General features: G+C 31.9%; 12 protein-coding genes and 1 pseudogene. 6 read left to right on the top strand and 7 right to left on the bottom strand.

Annotated elements, in window-relative coordinates:
* Nucleotides 1–48: 48 nt before the first annotated feature.
* Nucleotides 49–1,335 (top strand): M64 family metallopeptidase, encoded by a 1,287-nt coding sequence (locus RA0C_RS01235; RefSeq protein WP_013446671.1) that lies wholly within the window; start codon nucleotides 49–51, stop codon nucleotides 1,333–1,335.
* A gap of 7 nt (nucleotides 1,336–1,342) precedes the next feature.
* On the opposite strand, the gene RA0C_RS01230 is transcribed toward RA0C_RS01235, so the two are convergent.
* Together RA0C_RS01230 and RA0C_RS01225 are read right to left on the bottom strand one after the other, a co-directional pair.
* Nucleotides 1,343–1,687, bottom strand: a complete 345-nt coding sequence (locus tag RA0C_RS01230) for a phage holin family protein (RefSeq protein ID WP_004919243.1) — start codon at nucleotides 1,685–1,687, stop codon at nucleotides 1,343–1,345.
* A 12-nt stretch (nucleotides 1,688–1,699) separates the two neighbouring features.
* Nucleotides 1,700–2,767 (bottom strand): 3-oxoacyl-ACP synthase III family protein, encoded by a 1,068-nt coding sequence (locus tag RA0C_RS01225; RefSeq protein WP_004919245.1) that lies wholly within the window; start codon nucleotides 2,765–2,767, stop codon nucleotides 1,700–1,702.
* Between the two features lie 144 nt (nucleotides 2,768–2,911).
* Here RA0C_RS01225 and RA0C_RS01220 point away from each other — a divergent pair, with 144 nt between their 5' ends.
* The 5 genes and pseudogenes from RA0C_RS01220 to RA0C_RS10435 all read left to right on the top strand — a co-directional run bounded on the left by RA0C_RS01220 (nucleotide 2,912) and on the right by RA0C_RS10435 (nucleotide 5,926).
* Nucleotides 2,912–3,481: a hypothetical protein gene (locus RA0C_RS01220; RefSeq protein ID WP_004919246.1), complete on the top strand. Its 570-nt coding sequence runs from the start codon at nucleotides 2,912–2,914 to the stop codon at nucleotides 3,479–3,481.
* A 12-nt stretch (nucleotides 3,482–3,493) separates the two neighbouring features.
* Nucleotides 3,494–4,216 (top strand): bifunctional demethylmenaquinone methyltransferase/2-methoxy-6-polyprenyl-1,4-benzoquinol methylase UbiE, encoded by a 723-nt coding sequence (gene ubiE, locus RA0C_RS01215; RefSeq protein WP_004919248.1) that lies wholly within the window; start codon nucleotides 3,494–3,496, stop codon nucleotides 4,214–4,216.
* Between the two features lie 44 nt (nucleotides 4,217–4,260).
* Nucleotides 4,261–5,025: a type IX secretion/gliding motility protein PorT/SprT gene (gene porT / locus RA0C_RS01210; RefSeq protein ID WP_004919251.1), complete on the top strand. Its 765-nt coding sequence runs from the start codon at nucleotides 4,261–4,263 to the stop codon at nucleotides 5,023–5,025.
* Between the two features lie 159 nt (nucleotides 5,026–5,184).
* Nucleotides 5,185–5,804, top strand: a pseudogene (locus RA0C_RS10250) (IS1595 family transposase).
* Entirely contained in the window at nucleotides 5,762–5,926 is a 165-nt protein-coding gene (locus tag RA0C_RS10435; protein ID WP_004919257.1) for a hypothetical protein, read from the top strand. Before RA0C_RS10250 ends, RA0C_RS10435 begins: the two are co-directional and overlap by 43 nt.
* Before the next feature lie 21 nt (nucleotides 5,927–5,947).
* On the opposite strand, the gene RA0C_RS01200 is transcribed toward RA0C_RS10435, so the two are convergent.
* The 5 genes from RA0C_RS01200 to RA0C_RS01180 form a co-directional block, all read right to left on the bottom strand.
* Nucleotides 5,948–6,679 (bottom strand): GLPGLI family protein, encoded by a 732-nt coding sequence (locus RA0C_RS01200; protein WP_013446669.1) that lies wholly within the window; start codon nucleotides 6,677–6,679, stop codon nucleotides 5,948–5,950.
* A gap of 283 nt (nucleotides 6,680–6,962) precedes the next feature.
* Nucleotides 6,963–7,343 (bottom strand): hypothetical protein, encoded by a 381-nt coding sequence (locus RA0C_RS10515; protein ID WP_228481917.1) that lies wholly within the window; start codon nucleotides 7,341–7,343, stop codon nucleotides 6,963–6,965.
* Nucleotides 7,344–8,011: 668 nt separating this feature from the next.
* Entirely contained in the window at nucleotides 8,012–8,446 is a 435-nt protein-coding gene (locus RA0C_RS01190; RefSeq protein ID WP_225908234.1) for a hypothetical protein, read from the bottom strand.
* 130 nt (nucleotides 8,447–8,576) lie between these two features.
* Nucleotides 8,577–10,025, bottom strand: coding sequence for a RagB/SusD family nutrient uptake outer membrane protein (locus RA0C_RS01185; RefSeq protein WP_004919265.1), 1,449 nt, complete (start codon nucleotides 10,023–10,025; stop codon nucleotides 8,577–8,579).
* Nucleotides 10,026–10,056: 31 nt separating this feature from the next.
* Nucleotides 10,057–12,207 (bottom strand): TonB-dependent receptor, encoded by a 2,151-nt coding sequence (locus RA0C_RS01180; RefSeq protein ID WP_229578570.1) that lies wholly within the window; start codon nucleotides 12,205–12,207, stop codon nucleotides 10,057–10,059.
* Nucleotides 12,208–12,220 lie beyond the last annotated feature (13 nt).

The raw sequence follows: 12,220 nt of genomic DNA, 5'->3' as shown, positions 1-12,220 counted from the left end.
TTATTTGAGGATTTTTTCATTACTTTGTGTGAAGCATATTCTACTTTTATGAAAATAAAATACCATCTACTCATTATAACAATGCTTATCTTATCACAGATGAGTATGGCACAAGCTCTTAATTTTGATGATTATTTCACTAGTGGAAGTCTCCGCATAGATTTGTTACTCGCAGGTAACCATACCTACAAAACAGCTACCATACATCAACTAAAAAAAGAACCTCACTACGGTGGTGGGACTTCGGCACAGCTTATTTTTCCAGATTTGGGGAACTATAGAATTGTGATAAAAGATGAGCTTTCCAAAAAAATGATTTTTTCTAAAGGCTTCAGCCCCATATTCAGCGAATGGCAAGCCACCGAAGAAGCTAAAAACAAATACAAGTCTTTTGAAAACACTTTCACCATACCTTTCCCTAAACAAAACATTATTATTGAAGTACAGTCTAGAGAAAGAGATGGTTCGTTTTCTAATCTTCTTACAGAAGCCATCAATCCTAATCAATTTGATATTGTTAAAGAAACGCCTTCTTTCTATCCTTCAACTAAAATTTACGGTCATAAACCTCCACAAAATGCAGTAGATATCGCCATTCTAGCAGAAGGCTACACCACCGAAGAAATGTCTAAATTTAAAAAAGACGCTCAACGCTTTATTGATTATATGATGAGCGTAGAGCCTTTTAAATCAAATAGAAATCATTTTAATGTATATACCATAGAGTCGCCCTCCCAAGAGTCTGGAACGGATATTTCTGGAGAAAATATTTATAAAAACACCATTTTAAACTCTCATTTTTATACCTTCGGAGAGCCTCGCTATCTTACTACTTTATCCTCTTTTAAAATTTCAGATATAGCTGCCAATGTACCTTATGACCAAATTTTTGTTATCGTAAATACACCAAGATATGGTGGCGGTGGTTTTTATAATGTGATTAACTTGGTATCAGCGGATAACTACTTATCTGAAAAAGTATTTGTGCACGAATTTGGACACGGCTTTGCTGGTCTCGGAGATGAATATTACAACAACTCTGGTGGAACTACCGATTTATATAATTTAAAAATAGAACCTTGGGAACCTAACCTCACCACTCTAGTAGATTTTGGCAAAAAATGGAAGCATAAGGTTAATAAAAATACACCTATACCAACGCCTAGAACGGAGTTATATAAGAATAGTATTGGAGTATTTGAAGGCGGTGGCTACACTCCAAAAGGTATATATAGCCCTGTACAAGATTGCAGAATGAAGTCTAACACTCCAGAAAATTTCTGCCCTGTATGTACAGATGCTTTGCTGGAAACTATATTATTCTATACGAAGTAAAAAAATATTATTTCTTACTCAAAAACAAGTCATTAAGCACAGAAGTAACGACAGACAAAGCAATACTAAAACCTAATGCCCACCAAAAACTATCAATAACAACCCCATTGACTAGATATTCTGCTAAAAGCATAATACAGGCGTTAATGACTAACGAAAATAAACCCAAAGTAATAATAGTTAATGGAAAACCTAAAATTTTCAAGATAGGTTTTACTGTGATGTCTAATAGACCTAAAATAATTGCAAATATCACCGCAGTGCCAAATGAAGCAATATGCACTCCAGATAGTACATACTGAAGTACAAAGGCACTTACCGCTACAATAAGAAGTTTGATAATCAGTTTCATAATAACAGAAGTTTAGTCCATTTTATAAAGAATTGCATTGATATTCATTCCTGCTCCTACAGAAGCGAACACAATGTATCCTCCTTGTTTAAATTGATGATTACCTAGCTTCCCTTTCTTGATAAGATTATACATTGTAGGTACAGTAGCCACGGAAGAATTACCAAATTTCTGAATCGTCATTGGTGCTATTGCCTCATCATAGGTTTTCATTCCGTAAAGGCGATGCAAACGAGAAATAATAGCATGATCCATCTTAGCATTAGCTTGATGAATTAAAATTTTATCAATGTCCTGAATGCTTAATCCTGCTTTATCTATTGTAGATTTTATGGCATCTGGGACATATTTGAGAGCAAATTCATAAATTTTTCTCCCACGCATTCTGATATAATTTTTGTCTTGTGGTACATTTGGATTCAACGAAGACGAGTTTTCTAAATAACTTAGTTCCTCCCCATTAAAACACAAAGTACTATCCGCAATAATGCCTTTATCTTTACTTTCGTCAGCCTTTACCACTACAGCACCAGCACCATCAGCAAAAATCATTTTATTTCTATCGTAAGGGTCGGTTACTTTACTTAGAGTATCCCCGCCTACAACCAAAATATATTTAGCTCTCCCTGCCTTAATAAGGCTATCCGCCAAAATCATAGCTTCTACCCAGCCTGGGCAACCAAATATCATATCATAATTGATACAACTAAGATTTTTAATCCCTAATTTATTCTTTAGTCTTGCAGACATACTAGGCATAAAATCAGAAACACCACTATTACTTACCTCACCAAAATTACTTGCGTAAATAATATAATCTAGTTCTTCTTTATCTATACCAGCGTCCTCCAAAGCCTCTAGAGAAGCCTTTAGTCCTAAGTCAGAGTTATACTCTTCTAGATTACTATAACGCCGTTCTTCTATTTCTGTAATTTCTACAAATTTGTCTATAACTTCCTGTACAGGTTTATCAATCAGCTCTTTATTATCATCAAAAAAAATAGAATCTAAAAAATCTGACCCTTTAATTATATTGCTTGGTACACAACTTCCTGAACCTATAATGACTGTATTTGGCATAAGTATTTTGGATAAATTAGACTGCAAATTTAATAATTATAATGATAAACACTTTAACTTTGGAGAAAGAGTTTTATGTTTTAAGAGTAAAATTGCTCAAATCGTGGTTTTATGTTACCTTTGTGGCTGTAAATTTTTAAGATTATGAATTTATCTGCTCCTGTAAAAGGGTTTATTTTTTCCTTTCTTGCGGTTATTTTAGCCTTTGCTATTTACTTTTTTTTCTTGGCTAAGAAAAATTACTATTTGGTAGATAACCCAACGCCTAACACTTATTATTTTAAAATAAATAATGGTTCTGAACAGATTATAAGTGCAGGGCAATCTGTACAAGTAGATTTATCTAAAGGTAAAAACAGCATTCAGGTTTTTGATAATAACAAAAAAATCATTTACGACTCTGCTTTTCAAGTAAATAAATTAAGAGGTTTACTTAATATCGCTCATCAAGATTATTATGTTAATAGACAGTTTTATGGCTATATTCCTAACAAGGATTCACTTTTATTATCTCACGGAAAAACCGTAATAGATGATAAAGATTATCTAGGTGATGTAACCCATTACAACAAACTATACATAGAAGATTTCTATTATAATGTAGACGAAGATTACGATGCTGTGGTAAAAAACATACAGAAAGTAGAGTCGAGAACCAAGCTATTCAGAAAACAAGATTTTCTAAATTATTATAACGAATATTATAAATTTTAAAAAACATTAAAATTGAAAACACAAGTTACTCCATATAACACCGAAGCAGGAAAGAAAAAAGAAGTAGAAGCTATGTTTGATAATATAGCTCCACAGTATGATTTTCTAAATAGAGCTCTCTCTCTAAAAGTGGATTTAATTTGGAGAAAAAATCTAGTTAATTGGCTTAAAAAAGACCAACCAAAACTAATATTAGACATTGCCACAGGCACAGGAGACCTCGCCATCGCTATGGAAAAAGGTACTAAAGCCGAAATTGTAGGTCTAGATTTGTCGCAACAAATGTTAAATATTGGAATAGAGAAGGTTAAAAAGCTAAATCTTTCTGACAAAATAAAAATGATGAAAGGCGATGCCGAAAATCTACCTTTCGAGGATAATAAATTTGATTCTGTAACTTCTGCATTTGGAGTTAGAAACTTTGAAAACTTAGAAAAAGGCTTATCTGAATTCCGAAGAGTGGTAAAAGAAGGTTCTAGCATCTACATTCTTGAGTTTTCTAAGGTAGAAGGCTTCTTGGCTCCTTTTTATATGTTTTATTTTAAAAACATTCTCCCTAGAATAGGCAAACTTATCTCCAAAGACAGCCGTGCATACACCTATTTACCAGATTCTGTAAATGCCTTCCCTTATGGTGAAAAAATGAAAAAAATCCTATTAAATGTAGGTTTTAAAAAGGTAGAATACAAAAAACAAAGTTTAGGTATAGCCACTATTTACAAAGCAACAAAATAAAAAACAATATTCTTTGTTATATACTAGAAATAAGAATATAATCCATGAAAAAGATATTTTTTTTAACTCTCATTAGTATTTCTGCCATGGCTTCTGCACAGTTCAGAATAAAAGATAGAATGGACAGAATGGAAGGCATTGATGATAAAAAGCTCAGCTACGGTTTTTTCCTTAATGGTAGCCAAAACGATTATAAAATGGTGCTAGACCCTAAATATGGTACTAGAGGAAATAAGAACTTAGTTTCTTCCAAACCTACTTATAGCTTTGGGGCAGGATTGATAGGAAGAATGAGACTCAACAAAAACCTAGATTTAAGACTAGAGCCAGGTATGCAATTTATAGAAAGAGACCTGTATTTTGACACCCAAGTTAATAGCATCTACGCTACTGATGCCAAGGCTCCATTCACTCCAAAAACACTTACCGAAGAAGATAAAGTGAGAAAGATTAAGGCAACTACAATAGATATTCCACTTTTATTAGAAATACACGCTGATAGATGGTTTAACTCTAGACCTTACGCAGCGGCTGGTATCAACTGGCTAGTTAATTTACAATCTAACTCTGGCAGTGAAGATGATAACGCCCACGGTACTTTCCGTAGCACCACTCATAACTTTGGTTATTCAGCAGAGATAGGTATTCAGTTTTATTTCAGTAAATTTAAACTTACACCAGCTTTTAGAGGAACTTTTACTATGGGTAATGAACTCGTGAGAGATAATGCCAACACTCCACCTTACTGGACGTCTGCACTCACCTCTACCCAAGGAAGAAGTTTTATGTTTGTGCTAAAATTTGAATAATAATAATAATAATAATAACTCATAACAAAGTAAATGAAAGCACTCAATATTTCAAGGGTGCTTTTTTATTTCATAATGCTCAATGGGATCAGAAAAACTATTTAGATAAGTCTTAAATTACTATGGCTTAAGACTATGAAACAATGATTAACTTTGTTGATGAGTCCTATGAATAGGAGTAAAATTAGCGATTATAAAATAAAAAAAATAATTAAGTGTTTTTGTAGCAATATTGCTACGACTAAAACCGCAGAAATTTTAGAACTCAACAGGAATACCATTAACCGCTATTTTAGAATTTTTAGGGAGGTGATTTTTGAAAAACAATAAGCAGATTTAAGTTTATTTTTTTAGAGCAAGAAGATTAAAGGGGGCTAATATGCCGCATAAACGAGGAATAGGAACATGGAAACCACCTGTTTTTAGCGTTTTTGAAAGAGAGGGTAGGGTTTATACCGAATTGATTCCAAATGCAAAAAATAAAACATTAAGAAAAGTTATTCGAGGAAAAGTTTCATTGGAAAGTATTTTGTTTACCGAGGTTTGGCGAGGTTATAGTGGACTTCTAAATATGGGATAGGAGAAGCATTTTAGGATTGACAAGAGTAAAAGTCTTTCCAATCAGAATGGTGTTCACATTAATGGAATAGAAAGTTTTTGGAGTTTTATGAAGTGGAAGATTAACAAAATTTAATGGGGTAAAATCTACTTTTAACCTACATTTAAAAGAATGCGAATGGAGGTGGATAAAAGAGGTAAAGGAAATGGAAAAAGAGTGATGGAAATTGATAAAAAAATAGGGGTAACTTTTTTGATGACTTCGTCTAAAAGTCACCCCCCATTTTTTATTTTTACAACAGCAACTAAAAAAGTATTAAAACTTTATGTTTGTAGTTTCTAGACCTAGAAAATAATAACTCTCTCAAGAAAACTGGATTAGTAAATCTCTTAGTAGATTTGACTTCAAAATTTTGTCATTTAGTGATTCAAAATCACCACCAGAAAGTTCAGAAATATCTAATTTCATCAAACTTTCTAGTAACTTACTATCTACTTCTGCAGAGGATTTAATTGTACTTTTATATTTTTCTTCCGTAAGCTCTTTATAATTAGAAAAATCTAATCCACATAATTCTTGTTTTTCTATAATTTCTGTTAGTTGAAAAATAATTTTATTAGCTTCGTCATTTTCACTATTTACAGAATATATAAGCCCTGGTAAACCTTTGAAAATAAAAGGCCCTTCGGATATCATTATTTCTTCAATAAACCATGCTACCCATTGTTTACCTTGAAATGTTGTAAGCGCTTTTTTTAAATAAAACCCATTCTCTTCCTTTATTTCATCTACTATTTCCCAATCTAATTTTTGAACTTTAGGCATAAAATAAACCCCAATTTTTCCAACTTTATCAAAAATTTTAACATTAGTAGTTTTTTCAACTATCACCTCAGAAGAAATAATCGGAATTATATCTTCCGTATTTTGCATACATTTAGCTTTAGGAATAAATACAGATCTTTGTTGATCAATTAAAAGAAGATAGGGTACGATAGCCTTAGCATTTTTAATTTCATATGATATGTTAATCTTCTGAGCACTGGTACATGTATATGTAGTAATGAAACATAATATTAGAATAACATTTTTCATAGTAAACAAAGTATAAGTGGGATGCCATTTTTTAAACTAAAACCGCTCCCATTTTTTGTATATTAATAATTATGTTTTTCTCTTAATCTTCCTTTAACAGAAAGAAATACCAAAGGTCCAATTATAGGAAAAAAACATATAAACAGATGCCATAACAACCTATAAGGATCATCTTTTCTTATGTTTAAAATTGCATAAACAAAATTTCCTATAATTAGACTAAGAATAGTAATGACGATTAATAAACCCATAGTTCTTTAATTTTGTTGTTATAATTATAAAATCAATATCTGTCTTTCAATCTATCTACTGTACATCTCGTTGCTGCAAGACCATATACATACGCCTCACAACTTGCTGACAAATCACAAGTTATAGTACATACACTATTAGATTTACACGCTTCCCTAATAACATCGCGTACTCTTTGAACACATTCTACCCAACTTTCAGTAACTGTATCCAACTTATTTGTTGAATCTAACCCCAATCTTCTACTAATCATAAAGTCATTCAATACAACAGAATACTTACCGCTTACCAATTTATTGACTCTATAATCTAAAAGGAAGTTACCTTTCTCATCATACTGTTCAATATATCCGTTTTCATTTTCATCAAGATTATTTTTTTCAAAGATAAAAACAGTAGCCTCATTGTTCATTTTTATAACAGTCAAATAATCTTTATTATTATCTCTGGTAACTGTAAAACGATAAATTGAAGAATCATTATCTATTTTCTCTTTTTCAAAATTATCTAAATTTATGTCCTTAGAAGCAATGCCAAATGTCTTGGTAAGTGTAACAAATTTCGAAGAATTAAAAATATCCCTAAGCTCTTTATCGTTATTGTTGCCATACAGAGATAAAAACAAGCACCAAAAACAACAAACTAAATTTAAGTGAATTTTTCATTTTTTTAATTTAAAATTATGCGCCGAATGTACAAATCTTTTTTTACAATTGCAATTTTTTTTTTTACATAAAATCCTTCATCTATATATGCAACTTATTGATTTACAATCTAAAAAAATAATGTAATTTTTATATATATTAACCACAATACTAGAAAAATGATTAAATTTATTGTTGTTTGCCATTGTAAAAATAAATAAAATTTAATCGTTTGCTAGTCTAGAGCCTTAATTAATTGCGAATATTAAAAAATATTTTGAGTTAGAGTAAATACCTCAGTGAGGTATTTAACAAAAAAATTAACATTAAAAAACATGAACCCTTTTTAGCTTTTGTGTTAATAAATATTTAGCACAAAAAAAGGAAGAAATACTTCTATTTCTTCCTCTTCTAAAGAAAAGTGTAAAAATAATCCTTAATATGTGATGCTCGATTCTTTTTTACATTCATAAGAGCAATACGAACACATACAATCTCCTCCAAAAATTTGTGCACTGCAACCATTATTACATTTTGACGATGTACACTTACAACTGCTATTTTCAAGCATAAGTCTATTATTACCTCTCACTCTAAAGGTTTTTGCAATACTAGAATACCCATCTTGAGTTTTGGCTTCAAGTACATAAATTTCTTCTAGGCCATCTTTTGGAGATTTTTCTTCCTTGTTTAATTTTCTTAATCTAATGTCCGTTAACTGGATATTTTCTCCGATATCAGCTTGCTTTTTGATGTGAGAAAGCAAATCATTAGCAGTTAAACGATTATTATCTTTATCCACGAAATAATTAGATAATGGCTTAACTGTATTGATATTTCTTGTCATATAATCTCTGGATTCACATGACATCACAAATATCATAGGCAGTACGATTACTATAACTCTTTTGAGTATATGGAACATATTTTTCATGACAAATTATTTTTGATTTTTTACACTTTTACCTTTACACTTTTCTTTATTTTAGTAAATACTATACCTATCGTATATGAGGATTATTTAAAATTTCCTCTTCTGGTATTTCAAATGTAAGCTCATTAGCATCATACTGAAAGGACATACCTGCATAAAATAGATGATTTTTACCTCTGGTTATGGTAGCCTGGTTTCTCTTCATGGCAAGGTAAGATTTACCTTCTCCCCAAAGTTCTATTCTTGTTTGTAGGTAAATATAATCTTTTAACTCTTGCGCTGATAATTTATCTATTTTTTCGTCCTCTTTTTTGATAGCTTCAGGGGTTTTCATTCTTGTTTTCACAAAGGATTTAATTGCATCTTTAGCTTGCTTCATATCACCTTGGAAAGCTAAATTTTCTGCCTTTAGAAGATGAAATTCATCCACTCTCATAAAGATATAATCCTGAATAACAATTCTCCTACCTTGTATTTCTCTATCTGCATCGTAAAACTTATTATAAGCAACTCCAGGAAAATCCGGATCTTCTAAAGTCAGAAATTGATTTTTTCTATAATCTGCAGCATCTATTTTATTATACAAGTGATCATCTATAGCTTTATAATCCCCTGCTGCAGGATAAGAATAGGTAAATATATCCATTTGCCCCCACCAAGATGCTAGGCTATGGCTATTTTCTATTTGGGAATCGAATCCCCACATCCAACTGGGTGTATTTATATCATTAAAACCTCCCGTAAGTTCCTTTTCAGTAGTGAGAGGATATTTTCCAATAATTTCATCGCAAAGCTTTACAGCTTTATCATGTTGCTTTGTGGTAGAATATACATAAACTAAAATACCTTTAGCTACGTCTTGATCTATATAGCCTTTGTTAGGTCTTTTAAAATCTTTTAATAAATCTACAGCACTTTCTAGATCTTTGGTAATCTTATCATAGATCTCTTTCTGAGTGGATTTTGGCAAAGCTTTAAGATCTGTTTTCAATGATAAAGGAATGGCCATGCCTGAGGGCTCATACTTATTGGTGTAGAGCTGTAAAAGATAAAAATAACAATATGCTCTTAGGGCTTTTACTTGCCCTATAGCATACTTATCTTCATTAGATGTTGGGATAGCCTCTTCTCCCCCTAGAGAATGGATAATATTATTACATACAAAAATTAAACGATAATAATATCTCCAAGATATATAGTTTTCATCAAATTGCCTAGATCGAGTTGAAATTAACTGTGCTAGCTCCGAATACCACCTATAATTATCACCACATAAGACCATATCAGAAGAAAGCATATCAGAATAAATATCAATTCCCTTTTGTCCAAAATCATCATGCCTATTCGTACCTCCCACTCCTGGTGTTACCATAAGAGGATATATCCCTCCTATTCTAGCTTCTGCTGGAGGATTAGGTAATGTTTCAGTAGGTTGAGTATCCAAAAAGTCTTTTCTACAAGAACTCAAGCTTAAGCAAATACTTAAAACTATTAGGTTTAATATTTTATTTTTCATTTTTTATGGTTTTTTATGAAACTTTAATATTTTAAAAACTTGTTTTTAATCCAAATGATAGGGTTGATAGAGGGTTATAGCTATAGGTACCATTTATAAAATAAGGATTAAAACCTCTTCTATGAGACGCCACCCAAAGGTTATCTCCAGACACAGACAATACCAAACTATTTAGATTTAAATACTGGCAATATTTTTTAGGCAAACTATAACTTAATCTTATATTATTCAGCATAAGATAATCTCCTTTGGTTAAGAATCTTGTGGATCTATTATTAAAAAGATCATCTTGACCAAACCCTGATGAAATTCTAGGAATATCTGTCTTATCCCCTGGTTTTTGCCATCTATCACGTATATCCACATGATAATTATTATTGCCTATTCTTCCAGAAGACATTAAATCTGCATAGGCATTGTCTATCCTATATCCTCCTATGCTATAAAGCATTTGTACACTCAAAGAGAAACCTTTATAACCAGTATTGATATTAAATGCTCCTCTTAAATCTGGAATAGAAGATTTATTGATAAATTTTAGAGTAGCTTGACTAAGATCACCAGTAGTAGTTTCCAGGATTTTCGCGTTAGGATTATTAGCCATATATTCATAAAGCGAAAGGATACCCTCATTATCATCTAACTTACCATTATCATTTTTATCATGATAATACCTCGTAAACAAAGCTTCTCCATTATCTGGATTTACTCCTCTGTATTCTCTAATATAAAAATCAAATAGAGATTTTCCTCTAACATAACTACCATCAATAATTTTCTCTCTACCTGTAGCAAAATCTATAGGCATACGTAATATTCTGTTACGTATGGTTTCTCCATTCATGGAGAAATCCAAGAAAAAGTCTTTTTTCTGTATCAAATGTGCAATGATATTAAACTCTAATCCTTGATTAAGTAAAAGTCCATCATTTACTTTGATAATAGCATTACCCGTGGAAGGGGGGATTCTGTTGTCAAATATAAGCTGTGTGGTAAGCTTTCTGTAGTAATCTAAAGTAATCTCTAGAGCCCTATTGTTAAACAATGTAAGTTCAGCTCCTGTTTGAAACATCTTAGCTTTCTCCCAAGTAAGGTTAGGATACCCTACCCTACTGAAAGTAGCTACGGGTATTCCTGCAAAATTGGAAGCATTCCACACATCAAACCCTCCGTAAAAACCCACCCCTGCTTGGTCTCCTGTAGTTCCATAAGAGGTCTTGAGTTTAAGGAATTTTAAAATTTTATTATCTTTTAAAAAGTTCTCTCTAGAAAGTATCCAACCAGCACCGAGAGAATAAAACTGATCCCACTTATTGATCAAAAATCTGGAGGATCCATCAGTTCTCCAGCTTCCAGTGAAGAAATATTTGTTTAAATAACTATAATCTACCTGTGTAAAATAACTCTCCAGAGAGAAATCACTAACATAAGAACCAATAGAATTGTTATTGATAAAATTATTAAATTCTAACAGATCAGGAACTACCATTGTATATTTACTAGCAGAGAAGGATCTATCTTTTAAATAATGAGATTCATGGGCTGCTAAAGCATTTATTTTATGTTCCGTATCAAAAGTAGACTCGTATCTAAGTATTTTTTGGAAGTTATAAGTAAAACGTTCTATATCAGATCTAGATAATCTACCTTTTTCATTTGCAGATGGACCATAATAAGGATTAGCATAACTTAACCCTGAACCATTATAATACTGACCTCCCAAACGAGTTTCAAAACTCAAATCTTTGGTAATATTAGCCTGAAGCAAGAAATTGGCATTCATCTCATGTCGCTCAGAACGTTGTGCTCCATAAATCGCATCGGCAATGGCATTAGCTAATGGAGAAAATCCTCTACCCCCCTCGCCATAATCAAACTGATTACCTCCATAATATGGGTCTGGAACAAAGTTTCCATCTTCATCCCGCAAAAATAAAGGATAGATAGGAGGAGTATTGTTTACAAAAAGAAATATATTACTAGAATCCTGTCCCTGTCCTATATTTTTAATCTTTGCAAAAGTATACCCAATATTGAAGCTTCCTTTTAGCCAAGGTTTAGCCCTATGGCTTAAGTTTAACCTTCCTGAAAAACGCTCAAAGCTAGAATTTATAGAGTAGCCCTCATCTTTTAAATGCCCTATACTGGCATAGTGAGAGGTATTACCGTTCCCTCCGCTAATAGATAAGTTGTTT

The sequence above is a fragment of the Riemerella anatipestifer ATCC 11845 = DSM 15868 genome (assembly GCF_000252855.1).
Classification (GTDB): domain Bacteria; phylum Bacteroidota; class Bacteroidia; order Flavobacteriales; family Weeksellaceae; genus Riemerella; species Riemerella anatipestifera.
The sequence above is the reverse complement of the archived record's forward strand: the minus strand, read 5'-3'. Positions and strand labels throughout refer to the sequence as shown.